Raw genomic sequence first — 23,294 nt, 5'->3', positions numbered from 1 at the left:
TGAAAATCAAAGCCGGGCATTGAGCCCGGCTTGTCCGTACTATCTAGGTGCCGGCCTCAGGCGACGCTGATCTGGCGCTTTTCAGCAACCGACCTCACCGCCGCGTCTGCCAGCGCCAGCGCGGCGAGGCCATCCTTGCCGGAGGGGATGATTTCCGCACCCTTTTCGACCGCGGCGATGAAGCTCTCGATCTCGTTTGCGTAGGCTTCGGTATAGCGCGTCATGAAGAAGTCATGCAGCGGCGGGCGCGTGTAACCTTCACCGGTAGCGATTTCGATTGAAACCGGGCGCTGATTTTCCGCCGAGACGACACCCTTCGATCCGTGAACCTCGATGCGCTGATCGTAGCCATAGGTGGCGCGGCGTGAATTCGAGATGATCGCCTGCCTGCCTGAGGCCGTCTGCAGGATGACCGAAACGCTGTCGTAGTCGCCGGCCTCGCCGATTGCCTTGTCCACGAGCACGGCTGCGGTGGCGGTGACCGTGACGGGCTCCTCCCCGAGCAGGAAGCGCGCCATGTCGAAATCGTGGATCGTCATGTCGCGGAAGATGCCGCCGGAGCGCTTGATGTAGTCGACCGGCGGCGCACCCGGATCGCGCGAGGTGATCGTCACCATCTCGACATCGCCGATGCGGCCGTCGTCGATCGCCTTGCGCACGGCCATGAAATGCGGGTCGAAGCGGCGGTTGAAGCCGACCATCAGCTTTGCCTTGGTTTCCGACACGACCTTGAGGCAGGCCTTTACGCGCTCGACATCGAGATCGATCGGCTTCTCGCAGAAGATCGCCTTGCCGGCGCGGGCGAAGCGCTCGATCAGGTCGGCATGCGTATCGGTCGGCGTGCAGATGACGACTGCATCGATATCGGCGGCGCTTTCGATCGCCTCGATCGTGCGCACCTCGCAACCATAAGCCTTGGCAATGGCATCCGCCGCAGCCGGGAAAGCGTCGGCAACCGCCACGAGGACGGCGTCGGGATTGCCGCTGACGGCTTTCGCGTGAACCTTGCCGATACGCCCGGCGCCCAGAAGACCAAATCTCACAGTCATTTTCGTCTCTCTCGAAATCCGGTCGCAACCGGAAGGGGGCGCGATGATTGACGCTCATCGCGCAAAGGCGTCGCGGACCGTGTGGCCTGCGTATGTGTCAAGGAGGTGTAACGATGATTGATGTCGCCGCAGACCGCGGCGAGGTGCGCCTCTCTCCCTTGCCTCCGCCCCGATTCTCCCGCTTGCGCCAATTTTGCGGGTAAAGCGGAATGAAAAGGCCAAATTACTTAGTTACGGAATTTTTATTCTATTTCTGCTGTGGCCGTCAAGAGCTGGTTTGTGGTGGACACTTGCGGGCGCGGCCGATTTGCCCCTACAAGGGAGGCCAATTGCACGTCGGCTGAGAGACAGGATGCTCAAATTCATCGATCCGGACCACCCTTTTTACCGGCCCTTGTGGATCCGTCTGTTGATCGTCGCCTTCTGCGCCGCGTGGACGGCGGTCGAGTTCAGCAACGGACAGACGGTGTGGGGCATGATCTTCCTGGCCGTGACCGCCTATGCCGGCTGCGCCTTGCTCATCTTCTACAAGCCGAAGCAACCGGCCGATGACAAGACCGACGCGGGTGACACCCCCAAGTGAAGCTTAGGTCCGACTGTTGTCGCGCGGCAATCTTCGCGACGCTTCGTCGATCAGCATGTTGGCGAGCTTCATCCGGGCGGTGGCGTTGGCCCTGAACTCCGCCGGCAACCGGTCCGGATGGTTTGCGGCGGCGAAACGCCGTCGTTTGGCAGCAAGCGTCATCGCGGTTTCCTGCTCCTCAAGCGCCAGTTCGGCCGCGATCTCGGCAAGACTGGTGCGTTCCAGGTACTCGGGCATCACCGGTAGCTGCGTCGTCTCGGCCGGTGCAATCTCACTGTAGGCATGCGCCACGGCGTCGAATGCGGCTACGGACGGCGAGGTGTCGATGACGAAACCTTGCGGGAAGCCCGCTATTCCGTGCCGGAATGCCTGTTCGCCGAAGTCCTCGTCGGAGGTTCCGGCCTGCTGCTCCGCCTTCAGTCTCTCGAGCACCGACTGGAACACCGACATGCCGAACATGACGTCGCCTTCTCAAAAAAACAATCATTCAAGGCGAACCGCTTTGCGGCCGCCCGGACGAAGCACCGAGTTTTGGCGATCCTGCCCTATGAGGGATATGCGGGCCTGATCACGCTCTGCTTTGTTTCAGGATGAGGTCGTAAAGCAGCTTTGCGCTCGGGGGCAGGGCGCGGCCTTCTGCGGTGATGAGCCCGTAGGGCTTGATGCGGATGGGGAATTGCGTCTGCAGCACGCGAATATCGCCGGCGGGCGTCCCGTTACCGGCCACGAGGTTCGCGACGTCGAGGGCGACAGGGGCGATCGCGTTGGTGTTTCGGACGATCGACAGCGTCAGGATGATCGACGACGTGTTGATGACGGTCGCCGGCAGCCGGACGCCGGCGGAGACGAAGCTGTCCTCCACCGCACGGCGCAACAACGTGCCCGGCGGCTGGAAAACCCAGTCGTAGCCCGGCAAGTCGTCGGCATTGGCGGATGGCTTGTCGAGCAGGGGATGGCCCTCGCGAACGATCAGGCAGACTTCCTCGAACCCGATCTCCACCAGATTGAAGAGACGCGGATTGAGATCGTCCGGGATGCGGCCGACGACGAAGTCGTGGCGCGCCGCCAGGAGCTCGCGTGTCAGCACATTGCTGTTATCGATCTGCACATTGATCTCGATGCCGGGATAGGCGGTCGAGACCTGGCGGATGGCCGGTACGGCTAGATTGAGGGCGGGGCCGGTCACCGAGCCCAGCGATACCGAACCGCCACTGCCGGTCTTCAATTCATTGATCTCGCGGGCAGCCTCGCGCAGTTCGAGAAAGATCGTTCGTGCCCGCCGTGCAAGCGCCTCGCCGTAACGGGTCAGTTCGACGCCGCGCGCGACGCGTTCGCAGATCGGTGCTTTCATGATTGCTTCGATCTCGGCCAGCATGCGCGATGCCGCCGGTTGCGAAATGCCGAGCGAATCCGCTGCCGTGCTGATGCGACGGTGATCCTCGATCGCCAGGATGAGTCTCAGATGATTGATCTTCAGCCCGGACCGCAACAGGCCGGTATCGAGGAGCTCGTCCGCCATGCCGATGGCGTTCGCCCTGCTGTCCACTGTCACGACACGGTTCCGTTTTCATAAAGTTTCAATAATCACACTCTTTTTGCGTGGTATACCAATTTTGATATGCATGCAAATCGATATTGTATTTGACAGTTATGTCGATTGATTCCAGTTTCCCTTCGATGCGCCAGTGCATGCGGGAGTATGTGGGGCCGGGAGGGCTTTCCTTCACCTTAAACCACCGCCGGGGACCAGCTCTCCGCGCCGGTGGATCGCTGCGCATAAGACGGGGCCTGCCGGCTTCAACACTCAGGGAGAGATCTGATGAAATTGATTACTTCGCTTCTCGCAGCCGCGGCGATTTCCGTCGCGTCCTTCGCTGCGCCGGTTTTCGCGCAGGACAAGGGGACGGTCGGCATCTCCATGCCGACCAAGACGTCGACGCGCTGGATCTCCGATGGCGAGACCATGGAGAAGCTTTTCAAGGAAGCCGGCTACACGCCGGACCTGCAGTTCGCCGATGACGATATTCCGAACCAGCTCGCGCAGATCGAGAACATGGTCACCAAGGGCGCCAAGGTCCTCGTGATCGGCGCCATCGACGGCACGACGCTCTCCGACATCCTGCAGAAAGCAGCCGACGCCGGCGTCAAGGTCATCGCTTACGACCGTCTGATCCGCGACTCTGGCAATGTCGATTATTACGCGACCTTCGACAACTTCCAGGTCGGCGTGCTGCAGGCGACGTCGCTCGTTGAAGGCCTGAAGCTCGACGGCGCCACCGAGCCGAAGAACATCGAACTTTTCGGCGGTTCGCCGGACGACAACAACGCCTTCTTCTTCTATGACGGCGCGATGTCGGTTCTGCAGCCGCTGATCGACAGCGGCAAGATCGTCGTGAAGTCCGGACAGGTGGGTATGGATCAGGTCGGCACCCTGCGTTGGGACGGTGCCGTTGCTCAGGCCCGCATGGAAAACCTGCTGTCGTCCACCTACACCGATGCCAAGGTCGATGGCGTTCTCTCGCCCTATGATGGCCTCTCCATCGGCATCATTTCGGCTCTGAAGGGCGTCGGCTACGGCTCCGGCGACATGCCGATGCCGATCGTCACCGGTCAGGATGCGGAACTGCCGTCGGTCAAGTCGATCCTTGCCGATGAACAGTATTCGACCGTCTTCAAGGACACCCGCGAACTCGCCAAGGTCACGGTCAACATGGTCAACGCGATCATGGATGGCAAGGAGCCGGAAGTGAACGATACCAAGACCTATGAAAACGGCGTCAAGGTCGTTCCGTCCTACCTCTTGAAGCCTGTTTCGGTCGACAAGTCCAACGCCAAGGAAGTCCTTGTCGGCTCGGGCTATTACACCGAAGACCAGATCAACAACTGATCCCGTCGAACATGGAGGGTCCGCGATCCGTTGCGGACCCTTTTATCTGGGCGAGGGAGTATGTAATCTCTCGCAGACTGCCGCTGGAATGCTGAACATGGACAATATCATTCTCGAAATGCGGGGTATCACCAAGACGTTTCCGGGCGTCAAGGCGCTGGACAATGTCAGCTTCAAGGTCCGCGAAGGTGAAATTCATGCTCTCGTCGGAGAAAACGGTGCCGGCAAGTCGACCTTGATGAAGGTGCTGAGCGGCGTCTATCCCGCCGGAACCTACGAGGGTGACATCCACTATGACGGCGAGGTGCGCCGCTTCAGCACGATCTCGGACAGCGAGCACCTCGGCATCATCATCATTCACCAGGAACTGGCGCTCGTCCCGTTGTTGTCGATCGCCGAAAACATCTTTCTCGGCAACGAGATCGCCAGCAAAGGCGTGATCCAGTGGCCGCAGACCTTCGCCCGCACGCAGGAACTCTTGAAAAAAGTGGGCCTGAACGAGTCGCCGGCGACGCTCATCACCGACATAGGCGTCGGCAAGCAGCAGCTGGTGGAGATCGCCAAGGCGCTTTCCAAAAAGGTTCGGCTGCTGATCCTCGACGAACCGACAGCCTCGCTCAACGAGAACGATTCCGACGCGCTTCTGAAGCTGCTCATGGAATTTCGCAAGCAGGGCATGACCTCGATCATCATCTCGCACAAGCTGAACGAGATTAAGAAGGTCGCGGACCAGATCACCATCCTGCGTGATGGCGGCACGGTGGAAACGCTCGACTGTCACAAGGAAGACATCAGCGAGGACCGGATCATCAAGGGCATGGTCGGTCGCGCCATGGAAGATCGCTATCCGCCGCGCGAGCCGAAGATTGGCGACACGCTGCTCGAGGTCAAGAACTGGAACGTCTACCACCAGCATCACCGCGACCGGCAGTTCCTGCACGATGTCAGCTTCAACGTCCGCGCCGGCGAGGTCGTCGGCATCGCCGGGCTGATGGGCGCCGGCCGCACCGAAACGGTGATGAGCATCTTCGGCAAATCGTGGGGCCACAAGATCACCGGCGAGGTGACCATGCGCGGCAACCCGGTGGACGTGAGCACGATTCCGCGCGCGATCAAGGCGGGCCTTGCCTATGTTACCGAAGACCGCAAGCAACTCGGTCTCGTGCTGATCAACAACATCAAGGATAACACGACGCTTGCCAACCTGAGCGCAGTCGCGTCGAGCGGCGTCATCGATGAGCGCAAAGAGCGAAAGGTCGCCGCAGACTATCGCGCGAAGCTCCGGATCCGCTCGCATTCGATCTATCAGGAGACAATCAACCTGTCGGGCGGCAACCAGCAGAAGGTGGTGCTGTCCAAGTGGCTGTTCACCAATCCCGAAGTTCTCATACTCGACGAGCCGACACGCGGTATCGACATCGGCGCCAAGTATGAAATCTACACAATCATCAACCAACTCGCGGCCGAGGGCAAAGGCATCCTGATGATCTCGTCGGAGATGCCGGAACTGCTCGGAACCTGCGATCGCATCTATGTCATGAACGAAGGGCGCATCGTGGCAGAGCTTTCCAAGGAAGAAGCAAGCCAGGAATCCATCATGCGCGCCATCATGCGTTCAGGGGAGAAACACTAATGGTCGCCGATACGAGCACCCACACCACCAAACCGTCGATCGGGGACTATCTCAGGAACAACATCCGCGAATACGGCCTCCTGGTCGCACTCGTGATCATAATGTTGTTCTTCCAGTTCGTGACCGACGGCGTTCTCTTCAGGCCTGTCAACATCACGAACCTGGTACTGCAGAACTCGTTTATCGTCATCATGGCGCTGGGCATGCTGCTGATCATCGTGGCCGGCCATATCGACCTTTCCGTCGGCTCGATCGTGGCCTTCATCGGCGCGATCTCGGCGATCATGCTGGTCAAATGGCAGGTGCATTTCGCGATCGTGGTGCCCGCCTGTCTGATCCTCGGCGGCATCATGGGGGCCGCGCAGGGCTACTGGGTCGCGTACCAGAAGATTCCATCGTTCATCGTCACGCTTGCGGGCATGCTGGTTTTCCGCGGTCTCACCTATGTCGTGCTCGGCGGACGCCCGATCGGGCCGTTCCCGAAGGAGTTCCAGCTGCTTTCGACGGGCTTCATTCCGGACTTCCTGTCGCTTTCGGATCCGGCGACCAGCCTCATCAAGAACTATGTGGCGCTGATTGCGGTCATGGCGCTGGTGGCCTATGCCATCTATGCCGGTTTCCGCAATCGCCGGATCAACGAGCAGCACGGAACCGAGAACGAGCCCTTCGTCTTCTTCGCGATCCAGATGGCGGTCATCGGCGTCGTGGCCCTGTTCCTCGGCTTCCAGCTCTCAACCTATCGCGGCCTGCCGAACGTTCTCATCGTCATGGGCGTGCTGATCGCCTTGTACACGTTCATCACGACGCGTTCGACGATCGGCCGCCGGATCTATGCCATGGGCGGCAACGAGAAGGCGGCCAAGCTCTCCGGCATCAACACCGAACGGCTGACCTTCTATGCCTTCGTGAACATGGGCGTGCTCGCCGCCCTTGCCGGCATGATCATCACGGCGCGGCTGAACTCGGCGACCCCGAAAGCCGGCGTCGGCTTCGAACTCGACGTGATCGCCGCCTGCTTCATCGGCGGGGCATCGGCATCGGGCGGTGTCGGCAAGATCACCGGTGCGGTGATCGGCGCCTTCATCATGGGTGTAATGAACAACGGCATGTCGATCATGGGCATCGGCATCGACTACCAGCAGTTGATCAAGGGCCTCGTGCTGCTCGCAGCCGTGTTCTTCGACGTCTACAACAAGAACAAAGGCAAGGGCTGACCGGGTCTCCGATCAGCCTTCACCAGAAACAGAAACGGGCGGCTCAACGCCGCCAGGTTGGGTGGCGCGAGTCACCCTCGGGCAGCGCATTGCCTGCGTCATGAATGGGTGCAGCAATTCAAAGTGTCACAGCGACCTTTGTGCTTCTGGCACGGCGCTGTAGGTCGAGAGGAAGGACAGGAACGTGCTGATTTCTCAGGTCAGGAAGGAAGATGGATCGATCGCCGTCGCGGTTCGCTCGCCGAGTGAGATGGCTCGCGCCGTCAAGGGAGCCGAAAGCGTCTATGCATTGGCAATGGAGGCGGCCAATGCCGGCAAGAGCCTCAAGGAGGTGATCGACGCCCGCGGTGTGGGCGACGAGATCGATCTCGAGAAGGCCTATGCGGAAGGGCGGCTTCTTTCGCCGATCACACATCCCGATCCGGCGCATCTTCACCTGACCGGCACGGGGCTTACCCATCTCGGATCGGCCGCGACCCGCGACGCCATGCACAAGAAGACGACCGAGGCGGCGGAAGAGACGCTGACCGATTCGATGAAGATGTTCCGCATGGGTATCGAGGGCGGCAAACCGAAGCCTGGTGAAACGGGCGTTCAACCGGAATGGTTCTACAAGGGCAACGGCACGTCGGCCGTCGCGCCCGGTCACGCCCTGGTTTCCCCGGCCTTTGCCGAAGATGGCGGCGAAGAGCCGGAAATGGCCGGCATCTACGTCATTTCCGACAAAGGTGTGCCTTACCGTATCGGCTTTGCCGTCGCCAACGAGTTTTCCGACCACAAGACAGAGCGGGTCAACTATCTCTGGCTCGCCCATTCGAAGCTGCGCCAAGCGAGCTTCGGGCCGGAAATTCGCATCGGTATGGCGCCGGAGGATATCCGGGGCACGTCCCGCATCCTGCGGGGCGGCAAGGTCCTTTGGGAGAAGCCGTTCCTTTCGGGCGAGGCGAACATGTCGCACAGCTTCGCAAACCTCGAGCATCATCATTTCAAATACGAGCTCTTCCGCGCGCCGGGCGATGTCCATGTGCATATGTTCGGAACGGCGACGCTTTCCTTCGGCGACGGTATCCGCACGGAGAAGGGGGATATTTTCGAGATCGAGGCCGCCGGTTTCGGCCTGGCGCTCCGCAATCCGCTGGCGATCGCCGGCGATAATGAGATCACCATACATCAGCTCTGATATATCTGATATAGGAGCCCGAGACCGCGACGGGCGGTCGAACGCGACAGAAGACAAGGAGGCTTAAGGCCCATGACACTTCACCAGAACCTGATTGCCGGCGAATGGGTCGGCACGGACGGCGTTGCCAATATCAATCCGTCGAACACCAACGACGTCATCGGGGATTACGCCCGGGCGAGCGCCGACGACGCGAAGGCCGCGATCGCTGCGGCGAAGGCAGCGTTCCCGGCCTGGTCGCGCTCCGGCATCCTCGAGCGCCACGCGATCCTGAAGAAGACCGCCGATGAGATTCTGGCGCGCAAGGATGAGCTTGGCCGGTTGTTGTCGCGCGAAGAGGGCAAGACGCTTGCCGAGGGCATTGGCGAGACGGTTCGCGCCGGCCAGATCTTCGAGTTCTTTGCCGGCGAGGCCTTGCGGCTTGCCGGCGAGGTACTGCCGTCGGTCAGGCCGAATATCGGCGTCGAGATCACCCGCGAGCCGGTCGGCGTCGTCGGCATCATCACCCCGTGGAACTTCCCGATCGCCATTCCCGCCTGGAAGGTCGCTCCGGCGCTCTGCTACGGCAACACGGTCGTGTTCAAGCCGGCGGAACTGGTGCCGGGCTGCTCTTGGGCGATCGTCGATATCCTCCACCGCGCCGGCCTGCCGAAGGGTGTGCTGAACCTCGTCATGGGCAAGGGCTCCGTCGTCGGCCAGGCGATGCTCGACAGCCCGGACGTTCAGGCGATCACCTTCACCGGTTCGGTCGGCACCGGCAAACGCGTGGCAGCCGCCTCAGTCGAGCACAACCGCAAATTCCAGCTCGAAATGGGTGGCAAGAACCCGTTCGTCGTGCTCGACGATGCCGATCTTTCGGTCGCCGTCGAGGCCGCGGTCAATTCCGCCTTCTTTTCGACCGGCCAGCGCTGCACCGCCTCCTCGCGGATCATCGTCACCGAGGGCATCCACGACCGGTTCGTCGCCGCGATGGGCGAGCGGATCAAGGGTCTCGTTGTCGACGACGCGCTGAAGGCCGGCACCCATATCGGCCCCGTGGTCGATCAGAGCCAGCTCAACCAGGACACCGACTATATCGCCATCGGCAAAAACGAGGGCGCCAAGCTCGCCTTCGGCGGTGAGCTGATCTCGCGCGACACGCCCGGCTTCTATCTGCAGCCGGCGCTGTTCACCGAAGCGACGAATGAGATGCGGATCTCCCGCGAAGAAATCTTCGGTCCGGTCGCGGCGGTGATCCGGGTGAAGGACTACGATGAGGCGCTCAGCGTCGCCAACGACACGCCGTTCGGGCTCTCCTCCGGCATCGCCACCACCAGCCTCAAGCATGCGACGCATTTCAAGCGCAATGCCGAGGCCGGCATGGTGATGGTCAACCTGCCGACGGCGGGCGTCGATTTCCACGTGCCCTTCGGCGGCCGCAAGGGCTCGTCCTACGGTTCGCGCGAGCAGGGCAAATACGCCGCTGAATTCTACACAACAGTCAAGACAGCCTACACGCTGGCCTAAGGCCAGCGTGGTTTTGCCCGCTTGCGATGCGGGGTTAAAGAGGAAACGATGAAGAAGAAAGCTGAGTGGCCGCGCAAACTCCGTTCGCAGGAATGGTTCGGCGGTACGGGCAAGAATGCCATCATGCATCGCTCCTGGATGAAGAACCAGGGGCTACCCGCCGATACCTTCGATGGTCGGCCGATCATCGGCATTTGCAACACCTGGTCGGAGCTCACGCCGTGCAATGCGCATCTGCGTGACCTTGCAGAGCGCGTAAAGCGCGGCGTCTACGAGGCGGGCGGCTTCCCGGTGGAATTCCCGGTCTTCTCGACGGGTGAAAGCACGCTGAGGCCGACGGCGATGATGTTCCGCAATCTCGCGGCCATGGATGTCGAAGAAGCGATCCGCGGCAACCCGGTCGATGGCGTCGTGCTGCTCGGCGGCTGCGACAAGACCACGCCTAGTCTTCTGATGGGGGCGGCGAGCGTCGACATTCCGGCGATCGTCGTCTCCGGCGGACCGATGCTCAACGGCAAATGGCGCGGCAAGGATGTCGGCTCGGGCACCGCCGTCTGGCAGTTTTCCGAAATGGTCAAGTCCGGCGAGATGTCGCTGGAAGAGTTCATGGACGCCGAGCAGGGCATGGCCCGTTCGGCGGGAAGCTGCATGACCATGGGTACGGCCTCGACTATGGCGTCGATGGCCGAAGCGCTCGGCATGACGCTCTCCGGCAACGCCGCCATCCCAGCAGTCGACGCGCGCCGCCGGGTAATTTCTCAGTTGACTGGCCGGCGCATCGTCGAGATGGTCAAGGAAGACCTGAAACCTTCTGACATCCTGACCAAGCCGGCCTTCGAAAACGCCATCCGTGTCAACGGCGCGGTCGGCGGCTCCACCAATGCGGTGCTGCATCTCCTCGCGCTTGCCGGGCGCGTCGGCGTTGATCTTTCGCTCGATGATTGGGATCGGCTCGGCCGCGACGTGCCGACGATCGTCAACCTCCAGCCGTCGGGCAAGTACCTGATGGAGGAGTTCTATTACGCCGGCGGCCTGCCGGTCGTCATCAAGGCCGTGGCCGAGATGGGGCTTCTGCACAATGACGCAATCACGGTCAGCGGCGACACCATCTGGAACGACGTCAAGGGCGTCGTCAACTACAACGAAGACGTGATCCTGCCGCGCGAAAAGGCGCTGACGAAGTCGGGCGGCATCGCGGTGCTGCGCGGCAACCTTGCCCCGAGGGGAGCGGTGCTGAAGCCCTCCGCCGCATCGCCGAACCTCATGCAGCACAAGGGCCGCGCGGTCGTCTTCGAAAGCATCGAGGACTATCACGCGCGCATCAACCGCGAAGATCTCGACATCGACGAGAACTGCATCATGGTGCTGAAATATTGCGGTCCGAAGGGATATCCCGGCATGGCCGAGGTCGGCAACATGGGCCTGCCGCCGAAGGTCTTGAAGAAGGGCATCACGGACATGATCCGTATTTCCGATGCGCGCATGTCGGGAACGGCCTACGGCACTGTTATCCTTCACACGGCACCCGAAGCCGCCGAGGGGGGGCCGCTGGCGCTCGTCGAAGACGGCGACCTGATCGAAGTCGACATCCCGAACCGCACGCTTCACCTCGACGTTTCGGACGAGGAGCTTGCCCGCCGCCGCGCGGCCTGGGTCTCGCCGGTTCAGCCGCTGACTGGCGGTTACGGCGGGCTCTACATCAAGACCGTTATGCAGGCGGACACCGGTGCCGACCTCGACTTCCTCGTCGGCGCGCGCGGCGATCGCATCCCGATGGACCGCGACAGCCATTGATGGGCCTGCTGGCGCGTTCTGGTTCGCCCCTCACCCTAGCCCTCTCCCCGCAGGCGGGGAGAGGGGACTGGGAGGTTGCGACGAGTCTCCTTCGCCCCGCTTGCGGGGAGAAGGTGGCCGGCAGGCGGGATGAGGGGCAAACGCGGACGTCACACCTGCAATGCCTCGCCAGCTATTGGCTCTGACTCTGGCCTTGAATCTGCTCGCGCTGACTCTGACTCTGGCTCTGCGTCTGCCCCTGCTTCTCGACCGTTACGGCCACCTTCAGCGTTTCGCTGGCCGCGCCGTGCACCAATCCGGAAATCGGCGCGGCATCCCGGTAGCAGAGGCCCGAGGCGATGCGGACATAGCGGTCGTCCGGGCAGACCTTGTTTGCGGCGTCGAAGCCAACCCAACCGAGGCCGGCGAGATGGACCTCCGCCCAGGCATGACTCGCCGTCTGCTCGGGATGGCCTTCCATCATCAGATAGCCGGAGAGATAACGGGCGGGGAGGCCGAGCGAGCGTGCGGAGGAAATCAGGATATGGGCATGGTCCTGACAGACACCCTTGCCGCGCTCCAGCGCCTCTTCTGCGGTTGTCTCGGTTCGCGTATCGCCGGGCTTGTATTCGACCGTTTCATGAATGATCGCCATCAGTGAATGCACGCGCTCGAGGTCGGTTTCGCCTTCGGCCGATTTCGCGAGATCGCGGATCAGCTTCCCCGCTCGGCTTAGCGGTGTTTCGCGGGCATAGAGCCACAGCGGCACGTAGGAGTGATGCGGGCCGAAAACACCGGCGCGATCCTCCGTCTCGACCTCGCCGCTTGCGACGATCCGAATGGCCGTGCGGTCTCCTTCGATGCTGACGAGATGCGTGCGATTGCCGAAGTGGTCGTCGTAGGATACCTCGACCGCCGCGCCCTCGACGCGTGTCTGCCAGTTCAGGACCGTCTGGCCGGCCTGCGTCGTCGGTGTCAGACGCAGCCGCTGCAGGGCATATTGCACCAGTTCATCGTAGTGGTATTCGGTCGTGTGGCTGATTTTCAGGTGCATCTTCTTCTCCTGAAGCTCAGTGGTAGAACCGATAACCGTCGGAGATTTCCTGTCCCAGACGGTTGTTGTCGCTGATGAACTCCTCGAGATATTCGTGCAGCCCCTGGTCCATGATGTTGGTGATCGAGCGGCTGCGCAGCGACGCGAGCGTCTGTTCGGCCGTCGCGTGGGCGGCGTGCGTTTCGCCGTACTCCCGCGCAAGATAGCCGAGATTGCTGACGATCTTCTCGTAGCAATAGGCGAGCGAGCGCGGCATGCGGCCATTGGAAATCAGGAAGTCGGCGATGTTCGATGGTCGCAATTCGGCGTCGTAGACCCAGCCATAGGCGCGGTGGGCGGAAACGGAGCGCAGGATCGATTCCCATTGCACATTGTCCATCGACGAGCCGACGGCGGCGACGGCCGGCAGCAGCACATAATATTTCACGTCGAGAATGCGCGCCGTATTGTCCGCCCGCTCTATGAAGGTTCCGATGCGCGAGAAGTTGAAGATCTCGTTTCTGAGCATGGTGCCGTGGAATGCCCCGCGGATGAGACCGGCGCAGCGCTTGATCGTGTCGATGATCTCCGGCAGATCGGCCGGCCGCGCCTTCTTTGCCAGCATCGCCTTCATTTCGATCCAGCATTCGTTGGTCGCCTCCCAGGTCTCGCGCGTCAGCGCCGTGCGGACCATGCGGGCGTTGTGGCGACCCGCCTCGATGCAGGACATGACGCTCGACGAATTGGCACGGTCGCGCAGCAGGAAGTCGATGGCATCGCTGCTCGTCAGCGTGTCGTGCACCTCGTCATAGAGTTCGCGCACACCGGCGCTCTGCAGCACGCCGTCCCAGTCATCCTCGGTCGCTTCGCTGCGGGTCAGCGACATGCGCAGGCCCGCATCGATCAGGCGGGCGCCGTTCTCGGCGCGCTCGATATAGCGGAACATCCAGTAGAGGCCGTTCGCAGTTCTTCCCAGCATCGCGTCAGTCCTCCAGTACCCAGGTGTCCTTGGTGCCGCCGCCCTGGCTGGAATTCACCACCAGCGAGCCGGCCTTCAAGGCGACGCGCGTCAAGCCGCCGGGGATGATCTGCACCTTGTCGGAGACGAGCACGTAGGGACGCAGGTCGACGTGGCGAGGGGCGATGCCCTTGTTGACGAGGATCGGAACGGTGGAGAGCGACAAAGTCGGTTGGGCGATGTAGTTGCCCGGGCGCGCTTTCAGCTTCTCGGCGAAGATGGTCCGCTCCTTTCTTGTCGCCGTCGGGCCGACGAGCATGCCGTAGCCGCCGGAGCCGTGGACTTCCTTGATCACCAGTTCCTCGATGTGTTCGAGCACGTATTTGAGGCTCAGCGGCTCCGAACAGCGCCAGGTCGGCACGTTTTCGAGCAAGGGCTTGCGGCCGGTATAGAACTCGACGATCTCCGGCATGTAGGAATAGATCGCCTTGTCGTCGGAAATGCCGGTACCGGGCGCATTGGCGATGGTGATGTTGCCAGCGCGATAGACGTCCATGATGCCGGGAATGCCGAGTGCGGAATCCGGGCGGAAGGTGAGGGGATCGAGGAAATCGTCGTCGACGCGGCGGTAGAGCACGTCGATCGCCTCGTAGCCGCGCGTCGTGCGCATCTTCACCTTGCCGTCGATGACACGGAGATCCGAGCCCTCAACCAGCTCGACACCCATCATGTCGGCAAGGAAGGCGTGTTCGTAGAAGGCGGAATTGTAGATGCCGGGGGTAAGCACAGCGACGCGCGGCTTGCCGCTGCAGCCGGGCGGCGCCAGCGAGGCGAGGCTTTGGCGAAGCAGATAGGGATAGTTCTCGACCGGCCGCACGCGGTTCTGATGAAACAGTTCCGGGAACATCTGCATCATGGTTTCCCGGTTTTCCAGCATGTAGCTGACGCCGGACGGTGTGCGGGCGTTGTCCTCCAGGACGTAGAACTGATCTTCGCCGGTACGCACGATATCGGTGCCGACGATGTGCGTGTAGACGCCGCCCGGCGGCCTGAAGCCGATCATTTGCGGCAGGAAGGCGTCGTTCTTCTCTATCAGCTCGCGCGGGATGCGGCCGGCGCGGACGATCTCCTGCTTGTGGTAGATGTCGTCGAGGAAGGCATTGAGGGCGATGACCCGCTGTTCGATGCCTTGCGCCAGCTTGCGCCACTCTCGGCCGGAAATGATGCGGGGGATAAGGTCGAAGGGGATGAGTTTTTCGGAGGAGTCTGCGTGTCCGTAGACCGCGAAGGTAATGCCCGTCTTGCGGAAGATGTTCTCAGCTTCCCTTGATTTCGCTATGAGCCGATTTCTGTCCTGGCTGGCATACCATTCATTGTAGGTCGAATATGGCTGGCGCGGACTGCTGTCCGCATTCATCATTTCATCAAATGCCAAAGGCGTGGTCCCCTTATTTTTGACCATTTGAGTACAATGGTTGATGCAATGCAAGAAGCGTGCACATTCGCGGATCAAGAATTTTCGAGCCGCCTTCGATGTCTTTCCCGACGCGCTTGCCGCCGTCGCGAACGGCCGAAAATCCGCAGCCGGCGGTGGTTGCATTCCAGGCGACTCTCCGCGAGCGTCAGGAAATCAGCAGATGCTTGAAATTTAAGCATTTCGGCGGACAGGCGATGGGAGGAAGCGAGATGGTAATACCGTTCGAAATCACGGAACGGCCGGCGCAGAGGATCACCGGTCACCTCTGGGAGGGCACCTTTGTCGAAGCGGCCGACGGCGCCGTCCGCCGCTTGATCGCCGAGACGCAGGAACGTCGCCGGCGTGCTTATCCGCACGATCATTCGGCGCTTATCGGCCTCTCCTGGAACGACCGGTCAGACGGATTCCGCTATCTCGTCGGTTATGTGGGCGAAGATGACGAAACCTTCACCCAGCCGCAGCATGTGGACCTGCCCGCCATGCGTCTGGCGACGACGATCCATCGTCCTGAAAGCTCGGACGTGTTCGTGGATTACCGGAAGATGTTCGATTGGATCGCCGCCGAGGGGCACGTCGTCGATACGACGCATCTCCACTATCGCGAGGAATACGAGGCTGGGTTCGTTTCGCCCTCGACATCATCGCTGCGGCTGATGGTTCCGATCCGCTGATTTAAGCATCAGAAAAATTGCTTTGACCGATGGCGGCCTGCGCTTTATCGCGACTCGCGTATCAGCGTTGCGACCTTCTGCATCCGGATGATTCGTCGCGATAGTCCCCAGCCCACGGAAAAATCGATGACGCTTGCCCGTCTGGCTCCGGCCATATTCGTTCTGCTCTGGTCCACCGGCTGGGTTGTCGCCAAATATGCGGCCTTTTTCGCCGATCCGCTGACCTTTCTTGTGCTGCGTTACGCCTTTGCGATCCTGCTGTTCATCGGCTTCTGCGTCGCGACGGGCGCTCGCTGGCCGCGCTCCTGGTCGGTGATCGGGCATGCCATCGTATCGGGAATGTTTCTCCACGGCCTCTATCTCGGCGCCGTGTGGTGGGCGATCGGGCAGGGCGTGCCGGCGGCGATTTCCGGCATCATCGCCGGATTGCAGCCATTGATGACCGCGGCCGTCGCGCCGCTCCTGATTGGTGAAAACTTGACGCGGCAGCAGCAGATCGGGCTGGTGCTCGGCTTTTTCGGCATTGCGCTCGCGGTGCTGCCGAAAATGGTGGCGATCGATACCGCAACGACGCCGATCCAGATCCTGCCCGTTGTCATCAATGTTCTGGGCATGGCGGCGGTCACCTACGGCACGCTTTACCAGAAACGGCATCTTCAAAATGGAGACATCCGTGCGATCGCGACGCTGCAATATGCCGGCGCCCTGATCGTCACCATTCCTCTTGCGCTGGCGCTTGAGGACCTGCACGTGACCTGGAACCTGCAGCTTGTCGCCGCGCTTGCCTGGTCGGTGCTCGGCCTTTCGATGGGGGCGATCGCTCTCCTGCTCTATCTCATCCGCCGCGGACAAGTATCGCGGGCCGCGTCGCTGATCTACTTGGTTCCGCCGCTTGCGGCCGTCCAGGCGGCGCTTTTCTTCGGCGAGGCGCTGACCCTGCCGATGGTTGTCGGCACGGTGATTGCCGTCGCTGGCGTCTATCTCACCAATCGCAAGCAGAAGGCATAAAAAAACGGCGGGCCGAACGACCCGCCGTGCTTTATAAAATAGCGCCTTTCGATCAGCCCTGATGGCCGCGATTGCCGCCACCGGCGCCGCGACGCATGCCTTGGCCGCGGTGCTCGCCGCCCTGACCCTCGGGGCGTCCGCCCCTGTTGCGGTCACGCCATTCGCCCTGCTTCTGGCCGGGACGACCGTGGTGCTTCTTGCCTTCGTGATTGCGGTTGCCTTCCGAACGGCCGTCGCTGTGAGGCTGGCCGGCGGGACGCTGGCCACGGCGTTCCTGCTGCGGACGGTCGTCTCGCAGCAGGTCGTCGCCGGCAAAGCTGCTCGGAGCCAGCGCCGACTGGCGTGCCGGACGTTCGCGATGCGGGCGCCCTTCCTGGCGGTGACCGCCGCCGCTGCCACGATGCTGGCCATTGCCGCGGCCACCGCGTCCCTTGGAAGGACGCGCCTGGTCGGCGGGTGCCTCGCCGCTGGCTACAGCAATGTTGATGCCCATCAGCTTCTCGATGTCGCGCAGAAGGCGGATCTCGTCCGGCGCGCAGAAGGCGATGGCGATGCCGTCGCGGCCGTTGCGGGCCGTTCTGCCGATGCGGTGGACATAGGCGTCCGGAACTTCCGGCAGGTCGTAGTTATAGACATGCGTGACGCCTGGAATGTCGATGCCTCGAGCGGCGACGTCGGTTGCAACGAGCACACGGATTTCGCCGTCGCGGAAGGCTTTCAGCGCACGCTCGCGCTGGCCCTGGCTCTTGTTGCCGTGGATCGAGGCGGCCTTAAAGCCGACGTGGTCCAGATGCTTCATCAGCTTTTCGGCGCCGTGCTTCGTACGGCTGAAGATCAGCGACAGGCCGTCGGGATTGGCGGTCAGCGTCTGCTTGAGGATTACCGTCTTCAGGTCCTTGCCCGGAACGAAATGGACATATTGCTCGACCTTGTCGGCGGCCTTGCCCGGAGGCGTGACCTCGACCTTGACCGGATCGGTCAGGTACTCGCCGGCAAGCTCTGCGATCTGCTTCGGCATGGTTGCCGAGAAGAGCAGGGTCTGGCGGTTCTTTGGCACGAGCTTCGATATCTTGCGCAGGTCGTGGATGAAGCCGAGGTCGAGCATCTGGTCGGCCTCGTCGAGGACGAGATAGCGGCCCTGCGTCAGCGTGACCGCCTTGCGGGCGACGAGATCGAGCAGGCGACCGGGGGTCGCGACCAGAATATCGACGCCACGGGCGAGCTGTTCGGTCTGCTTGTTGATCGAGACGCCACCTACGACGACGCCGATCTTGAGCGGGCTCTTCTTTACGAAAAGCTTCAGGTTGGCGGCGATCTGGTTCACCAGTTCGCGGGTCGGTGCGAGCACGAGAGCGCGGATGTTACGCGGATCGGGACGTTTACCGTCGGCAACGAGCTTCTCGATCATCGGCAGGCCAAAAGCAGCGGTCTTGCCGGTGCCCGTCTGTGCGAGGCCGATGAGATCATGGCCTTTCAAGACCAGCGGAATGGCCTGCGCCTGGATCGGCGTCGGCTTTTCGAAACCATTGGCGGAGAGTGTCGCCAGAATATGCTCGGAAAGACCAAGCGCTTTAAAAGTGGACAATGCATATACCTTTCGGGGCGCCAAGCGCTCTCGCCGGAACAGCAGGATGCGGTTCCGGTGTCGTCTGGCGTCAAGAACCCCGCGTGAATTGGGAACTTGTGGGTTAAAGAAAAATCGTCAAGCGCCTGTGCTGCCGCCGATTTCGGCGAATGTTTGCGCTTTTCCTTCTTCACGGCTTGAAAGTGGTTGCCGAGGGCGCGCTCACGCGGCGGCCGGAAGGTGACGCTGCGACCATGTCGTTGTTTTGGCCGGAAAAGTCAAGGTCTAACTTTTCGCACCTGCGAAAAGCGGTTCGATTTCAGTCGATCACCAGTTCGAAATCGGCGTCGGCCATCGGTTGACCATTGATCAGAACGACAAGCTTGTGCGTGCCGGCATAGTAGCGCCGCGTCGTGATCGGGCGGATCGGATGGCGCTTTTCGATTTCGAAGGTCGCACCCGGTTCGAGCGTCATTGTCGTCCACTTGAATACTTTCGGCGACATCGAGCCGTTTGCCTTCTGGTGATGCACGGCGTAATCGATCATCACTCGTCGTTCGGCGGTGCCGGAATTGCGTATTTCGAGATCGAATTGAAGATGCTGGCCGAAGCGGACGAGCGATGTTCCGAGCGTCAGGCCGGTATCGATGCCCGACAGAGCACCGAAACCGAAATTGGCCAGTGCTTCCGCATGCCCTTGCTTCAGCAGGGTGCGAGAAGCATGGCGGAGCAGCCTCAGGCGTTCCGGCGATGCGCCGTCAATATGCGCGGCGACGAAATGCGCGACGAGATCCGGATGATCCTTGGCGATGTCATTGAGGCTGTTGGCGACGGAGCGGCGAACGTACTCTTCCGGGTCGTCGATCAGCGCACCGAGGATCGGGAGGATAGGTTGCGGATCGCGGATGAGTTCGGGCAGTCGCATAGCCCAAGGCAGGCGCGGGCGCGTGCCCTCGCTCGCCAGCCGCCGGACATGATGATTGCTGTCGCCCGTCCAGTCGGAGATCGTCGCCAGCGCTCGCTGCTGGTCCCGATGGATGAAGGCGCGGATTCCGAATTCCGCAGTGAAATGCGGCGTCAGGCGGCGCAGAAGCGAGAGCGAGAGTTCGAAATCGTCGAGGCCGCGGGCGGCGATGAACTGATTGACCGGAAGAAGTGCCCAGCCGGTCAGCCCCGGCGTGTCGTCTCGCGGCAGCGCCTGTCGCAGTATCTCGGCGCTGGCCGGGAAGTCTTCCGGCAGCGTATGGAAGAGCGCGTCGCGGATCTGCAGCGATCGCTGCATCAGTTCGAGCGAACCAAGGCCGTCGCTTGCAAGCGCGATGAAGCGGTCGTGGTCGAATGCCGGCGCATACCGGCCCAGATGCTCGGCGAGTTCAAGGACGACGCCCGCATGCAACAGGTTCTTCAGCGGTTCTGCCATCGTTCGCGCCGTCTTCTCTGCTCAGATCTGCCGTTCGGTGATGAAGTGCTGCATCAGCCTTACCCGCGTGATCGCCGCCATGTACGGAGTAAATTCCGGGTCATTCAGCACCCGCTCGCCGGCGGCCTCGGCAGCATCGAGCGTTTCCCATTCGACCAGGTCGGCGAGCAGATCGTTCATTTCGCAGGCAGTCACGGCGCGCCACGAGACGAAGCCGGGATAGCGGGATACGGCCTGCATGGCGCGGCTGCGAGCGACGAGTGCTGCCTTCTTGTCCCTCACGGTGCAGAGTGCGAGTTCGAGAACACGTTGGGCCGTCATCGTTGCCTCCTTTTTCAACACAGCTTGACTAAACCACACTCCAACTGCCAGCCTTATGGCCATAGTGTTTGTGGAGGTGAAATCATGCGGCCCGCAGATCGGCTGTTTCGCATTATTCAACTCCTGCGTGCGTCTGGCAAGGCTATGACGGCGCGGGAGATCGCTGAAAAAATGGAAGTCGCGCCGCGCACCATCTATCGCGACATGGAACACCTGATGGCATCGGGGGCGCCGATCGATGGTGAGCGCGGCGTGGGTTACCTGCTGCGCGAGGCTTTTGATGCGCCGCCGCTCACCTTCACCTTCGAGCAACTGGAGGCAATCGCATTTGGCGCCCGCGCCGTTCAGATGCTTGGGGACAGGCGTCTGGCGCAGGCCGCCCGTGAAGCGATAGAAAAGATCGGACATGGATTACCGCCAGATCATGCAAAAAGGTTGAGGGAAGCACCGTTGAGGGCCTTCCGCTCGGCAGTGCAGCCCGATCCGCCTCTGCTGCTCGGCGAAATACGTCAGGCGGTTGCGACCAGGCGGAAGCTGCACGTGACGTACGAAAGCCTTGCAGAACTTACGTCGGAGCGTACAATTTGGCCGCTCGGCCTTAGCGTTTTCGGGCACAACTGGCTGCTCACGGGTTGGTGCGAATTGCGCCAGGACTTCCGTGATTTTCGGGTTGATAGGATCACTTCGCTCACGATCGAGCGGGAGCAATACGAACCAACACCGGAGCGCAGCTTCGACGCCTATCTTGCCCGAATATAGTCCGGTCGCGCGCACTGCGTGTGAAAGATTTCAGCAGAAGGGAACTTGGAACGGCTTCGGTCGTTCTGCCCTGATGACCTTCACCGACCTATCTGCCATCGACGACACGGGGAGAAAAGAGTGCGGAACCGGATTTGGATACTGGCAGCCGACGGAAACACGGCGCGCATCGTCAAGGATGTGAACCTGCTGAAGGACGGACGACAGCAACCGGAAGTGGAGATGTTTCAGATCGAAACCAAGCGTGCCAAGGACATCATGGCCGATAAACCCGGCCGCAGCCATTCGTCGGTTGGCTATGGTCGTTCGGCGATGGAATACAGCAGCGATCCGGTCCGCGAGGAGCAGCACCGATTCGCCATGGAGATCGCCGGGAAACTCGACCACTATGCGCTCGAGCACGCCTTCGAGAACCTCGTGATCTGCGCCGCGCCCAAGACGCTGGGCGACCTCAGGAAGCTGCTTTCCCACCAGGTCAAGGAAAAAACCCTTGCTGAGATCGATCGCAACTGCGTCGCCGTGCCGACGGACCAACTGATCGCAACGGTCCGCTCCGTGGTGTTTCCGTAGCGCAAAGCATGCTGCCAGCCGTCATGCTTTCGGCGTTCCGTCAGAAATCCGTCGGGACGCCGCCTTCCTGCTTGCGCCTGGCGACGAAAGCATCGAGCTCTTCTTCTATCGCCAGATCGAGCGGCGGGCGCTCGTATTCGTTGAGCTTCTGCTTGAAGATACGGTTGGCATGGTCGTACGTGGTCGGTCGGCCCGCTTCCGTCCAGGTCTCGAAATTCCGCCAATCGGAAAGGATCGGCGAGTAGAACGCCGTTTCGTAGCGCTGCAGCGTATGCATCGTGCCGAAGTAGTGTCCGCCTGGGCCGACGTCGCGCACGGCATCGAGACCGAGCGCATCCTCGCTGACGTCGAGCGGCTGGAGGAATTCGGCAACCATCTGCAGCATGTCGACATCAAGAATGAACTTCTCGAACGAGGCCGTCAGGCCGCCCTCGGTCCAACCGGCGGCGTGCATGACGAAATTGCCGCCGCCCTGTGTCAGCGCCCAGAGGGAAAGCGCGGATTCATAGGCCGCCTGCGCGTCGAGCGTGTTCGCGGCGTTGGTGTTGGATGTACGGTAGGGAATGTTGTATTTGCGGGCGAGCTGCCCGCCGGCGATAACGGCTTTCATGTATTCCGGTGTTCCGAATGCCGGTGCACCGGTCTTCATGTCGACGTTCGAGGTGAAGCCGCCATACATGACGGGCGCGCCTTTGCGCACCATCTGCGTAAAGGCGATGCCGCAAAGCGCCTCGGCGTTCTGCTGCACCAGCGCGCCGGCAATGGTGACCGGGGCCATGGCTCCGGCAAGTGTGAAGGGAGTGACGACGACCACCTGGTTGCGCGACGACATCTCGATGATGCCCTGGAGCATCGGCCCGTCGAGGCGAAGCGGCGAAGACGTGTTGATGATGGTGAAGAGCGACGGCTCCCGCTCCATCTGCTCCATCGAGACGCCGCGGCCGATGCGGGCGATTTCGATCCCGTCGGTGTTGCGCTGGCGACCGAGCGAATAGACATGAAAGACCTTGTCAGTCAGCTTCACCATGTCCGAGAGGCAGTCCAGGTGACGGACCGAGGCATGGAGGTCGACCGGCTCGACCGGATAGCCGCCGGTGGTGTGGACGATGTCGTAGGACTGCGCCAGCTTCACCAGTTTGCGGAAGTCCTCCTGGTTGCCGGTGCGCCGGCCGCCCTCGCGATCGGCAACGAAAGGGGCGCTGGCGATCTGTGCGAAAACGAGGTTGTTTCCGCCGATCTCGACGTTGCGCGCGGGATTGCGTGCATGCATGGTGAACGCGGCGGGAGCCGAGGCGACCATCTCCATGATCAGACCGCGATCGAAGCGGACGCGATCGGTGCCCGGCGTCACATCCGCGCCGGCGGCTTTCATGCGATCGCGCGCCTCAGGCAGGATGATGTCCATGCCGATTTCTTCGAGGATGGTCAGGGAAGCGTCGTGCACGGATTCGAGTGCATCTTCCGAGAGCACCGTCGACTTTGCCAGCGTATTGACGAGGTTGAGATATTTCGTGGCCGCCGGCTTTCGTGTCCGTTCCGCGCCGCGGCCGCCGGGCCGACGCCGCCGCTCCAACGGTGAAGTGTCGCCTGCCGCAGCATCCCGGACGTGATTGTCGGTCATGAAAGATCCATCCCGCGTTTCCGATGAATCTCTGTCGCAGATTTTTGTGCTTCGTGCCCCCGCCATT

General features: G+C 61.6%; 21 protein-coding genes. 11 read left to right on the top strand and 10 right to left on the bottom strand.

Annotated features, from left to right (window positions below):
• Positions 1 to 56: 56 nt before the first annotated feature.
• A complete protein-coding gene (gene iolG / locus QN224_RS17960) occupies positions 57 to 1,049 on the bottom strand; it encodes an inositol 2-dehydrogenase (RefSeq protein ID WP_283977785.1) in 993 nt (330 codons plus the stop codon).
• A 352-nt stretch (positions 1,050 to 1,401) separates the two neighbouring features.
• On the opposite strand from iolG, the gene QN224_RS17955 reads away from it, so the two are divergent.
• Positions 1,402 to 1,632: a hypothetical protein gene (locus QN224_RS17955; RefSeq protein WP_283977784.1), complete on the top strand. Its 231-nt coding sequence runs from the start codon at positions 1,402 to 1,404 to the stop codon at positions 1,630 to 1,632.
• 3 nt (positions 1,633 to 1,635) lie between these two features.
• Here the strand turns inward: QN224_RS17955 and QN224_RS17950 are convergent, their stop codons facing one another.
• Both QN224_RS17950 and QN224_RS17945 read right to left on the bottom strand, forming a co-directional pair.
• The gene (locus QN224_RS17950) at positions 1,636 to 2,091 is read right to left on the bottom strand and encodes a hypothetical protein (protein ID WP_283977783.1); all 456 of its coding nucleotides are present in this window, start codon (positions 2,089 to 2,091) and stop codon (positions 1,636 to 1,638) included.
• Between the two features lie 109 nt (positions 2,092 to 2,200).
• Positions 2,201 to 3,151 carry a LysR family transcriptional regulator gene (locus QN224_RS17945; protein ID WP_173510161.1) on the bottom strand — a complete coding sequence of 317 codons (951 nt, stop codon included), beginning with the start codon at positions 3,149 to 3,151 and terminating at the stop codon, positions 2,201 to 2,203.
• 300 nt (positions 3,152 to 3,451) lie between these two features.
• Here QN224_RS17945 and chvE point away from each other — a divergent pair, with 300 nt between their 5' ends.
• The 6 genes from chvE to araD all read left to right on the top strand — a co-directional run bounded on the left by chvE (position 3,452) and on the right by araD (position 11,846).
• Complete coding sequence (gene chvE, locus QN224_RS17940; RefSeq protein ID WP_283977782.1) at positions 3,452 to 4,519, top strand: multiple monosaccharide ABC transporter substrate-binding protein; 1,068 nt, start codon at positions 3,452 to 3,454, stop codon at positions 4,517 to 4,519.
• Positions 4,520 to 4,616: 97 nt separating this feature from the next.
• Positions 4,617 to 6,152, top strand: coding sequence for a multiple monosaccharide ABC transporter ATP-binding protein (gene mmsA, locus QN224_RS17935; protein ID WP_283977781.1), 1,536 nt, complete (start codon positions 4,617 to 4,619; stop codon positions 6,150 to 6,152).
• Positions 6,152 to 7,366: a multiple monosaccharide ABC transporter permease gene (gene mmsB, locus QN224_RS17930; protein WP_283977780.1), complete on the top strand. Its 1,215-nt coding sequence runs from the start codon at positions 6,152 to 6,154 to the stop codon at positions 7,364 to 7,366. The genes mmsA and mmsB overlap by 1 nt, the downstream gene beginning before the upstream one ends.
• A gap of 184 nt (positions 7,367 to 7,550) precedes the next feature.
• Entirely contained in the window at positions 7,551 to 8,546 is a 996-nt protein-coding gene (gene araD1 / locus QN224_RS17925; protein ID WP_283977779.1) for an AraD1 family protein, read from the top strand.
• 72 nt (positions 8,547 to 8,618) lie between these two features.
• Positions 8,619 to 10,052 (top strand): aldehyde dehydrogenase family protein, encoded by a 1,434-nt coding sequence (locus QN224_RS17920; protein WP_283977778.1) that lies wholly within the window; start codon positions 8,619 to 8,621, stop codon positions 10,050 to 10,052.
• A gap of 48 nt (positions 10,053 to 10,100) precedes the next feature.
• Entirely contained in the window at positions 10,101 to 11,846 is a 1,746-nt protein-coding gene (gene araD, locus QN224_RS17915) for an L-arabinonate dehydratase (protein WP_283977777.1), read from the top strand.
• Positions 11,847 to 12,018: 172 nt separating this feature from the next.
• Here araD and QN224_RS17910 read toward each other — a convergent pair whose 3' ends face one another.
• From QN224_RS17910 to QN224_RS17900, 3 genes are read right to left on the bottom strand one after another with little or no spacing between them, the layout of a single operon-like run.
• Complete coding sequence (locus QN224_RS17910) at positions 12,019 to 12,879, bottom strand: transglutaminase family protein (protein ID WP_283977776.1); 861 nt, start codon at positions 12,877 to 12,879, stop codon at positions 12,019 to 12,021.
• A gap of 16 nt (positions 12,880 to 12,895) precedes the next feature.
• Complete coding sequence (locus tag QN224_RS17905; protein ID WP_269282011.1) at positions 12,896 to 13,837, bottom strand: alpha-E domain-containing protein; 942 nt, start codon at positions 13,835 to 13,837, stop codon at positions 12,896 to 12,898.
• Between the two features lie 4 nt (positions 13,838 to 13,841).
• Positions 13,842 to 15,236 carry a circularly permuted type 2 ATP-grasp protein gene (locus tag QN224_RS17900; protein ID WP_269284516.1) on the bottom strand — a complete coding sequence of 465 codons (1,395 nt, stop codon included), beginning with the start codon at positions 15,234 to 15,236 and terminating at the stop codon, positions 13,842 to 13,844.
• Positions 15,237 to 15,502: 266 nt separating this feature from the next.
• Here QN224_RS17900 and QN224_RS17895 point away from each other — a divergent pair, with 266 nt between their 5' ends.
• Together QN224_RS17895 and QN224_RS17890 are read left to right on the top strand one after the other, a co-directional pair.
• The gene (locus QN224_RS17895) at positions 15,503 to 15,964 is read left to right on the top strand and encodes a GyrI-like domain-containing protein (RefSeq protein WP_283977775.1); all 462 of its coding nucleotides are present in this window, start codon (positions 15,503 to 15,505) and stop codon (positions 15,962 to 15,964) included.
• Between the two features lie 126 nt (positions 15,965 to 16,090).
• On the top strand, positions 16,091 to 16,972 hold the full coding sequence (locus QN224_RS17890; RefSeq protein WP_283977774.1) for a DMT family transporter: 882 nt from the start codon (positions 16,091 to 16,093) through the stop codon (positions 16,970 to 16,972).
• A 52-nt stretch (positions 16,973 to 17,024) separates the two neighbouring features.
• Here the strand turns inward: QN224_RS17890 and QN224_RS17885 are convergent, their stop codons facing one another.
• From QN224_RS17885 to QN224_RS17875, 3 genes are all read right to left on the bottom strand, one after another.
• Positions 17,025 to 18,557 carry a DEAD/DEAH box helicase gene (locus tag QN224_RS17885; protein ID WP_283977773.1) on the bottom strand — a complete coding sequence of 511 codons (1,533 nt, stop codon included), beginning with the start codon at positions 18,555 to 18,557 and terminating at the stop codon, positions 17,025 to 17,027.
• A gap of 298 nt (positions 18,558 to 18,855) precedes the next feature.
• Positions 18,856 to 19,956, bottom strand: coding sequence for a DNA alkylation repair protein (locus QN224_RS17880; protein ID WP_283977772.1), 1,101 nt, complete (start codon positions 19,954 to 19,956; stop codon positions 18,856 to 18,858).
• Between the two features lie 21 nt (positions 19,957 to 19,977).
• On the bottom strand, positions 19,978 to 20,277 hold the full coding sequence (locus QN224_RS17875) for a hypothetical protein (protein WP_283977771.1): 300 nt from the start codon (positions 20,275 to 20,277) through the stop codon (positions 19,978 to 19,980).
• On the opposite strand from QN224_RS17875, the gene QN224_RS17870 reads away from it, so the two are divergent.
• Both QN224_RS17870 and QN224_RS17865 read left to right on the top strand, forming a co-directional pair.
• Positions 20,266 to 21,036, top strand: coding sequence for a YafY family protein (locus QN224_RS17870; protein WP_283977770.1), 771 nt, complete (start codon positions 20,266 to 20,268; stop codon positions 21,034 to 21,036). The genes QN224_RS17875 and QN224_RS17870 overlap by 12 nt on opposite strands.
• A 120-nt stretch (positions 21,037 to 21,156) precedes the next feature.
• Entirely contained in the window at positions 21,157 to 21,606 is a 450-nt protein-coding gene (locus tag QN224_RS17865) for a host attachment protein (protein ID WP_173509514.1), read from the top strand.
• 40 nt (positions 21,607 to 21,646) lie between these two features.
• Here QN224_RS17865 and QN224_RS17860 read toward each other — a convergent pair whose 3' ends face one another.
• Complete coding sequence (locus tag QN224_RS17860; RefSeq protein WP_283977769.1) at positions 21,647 to 23,227, bottom strand: trimethylamine methyltransferase family protein; 1,581 nt, start codon at positions 23,225 to 23,227, stop codon at positions 21,647 to 21,649.
• Positions 23,228 to 23,294: the final 67 nt, after the last annotated feature.

The sequence above is a fragment of the Sinorhizobium sp. 7-81 genome (assembly GCF_030124405.1).
Lineage (GTDB): Bacteria > Pseudomonadota > Alphaproteobacteria > Rhizobiales > Rhizobiaceae > Sinorhizobium > Sinorhizobium psoraleae.
The sequence above is the reverse complement of the archived record's forward strand: the minus strand, read 5'-3'. Positions and strand labels throughout refer to the sequence as shown.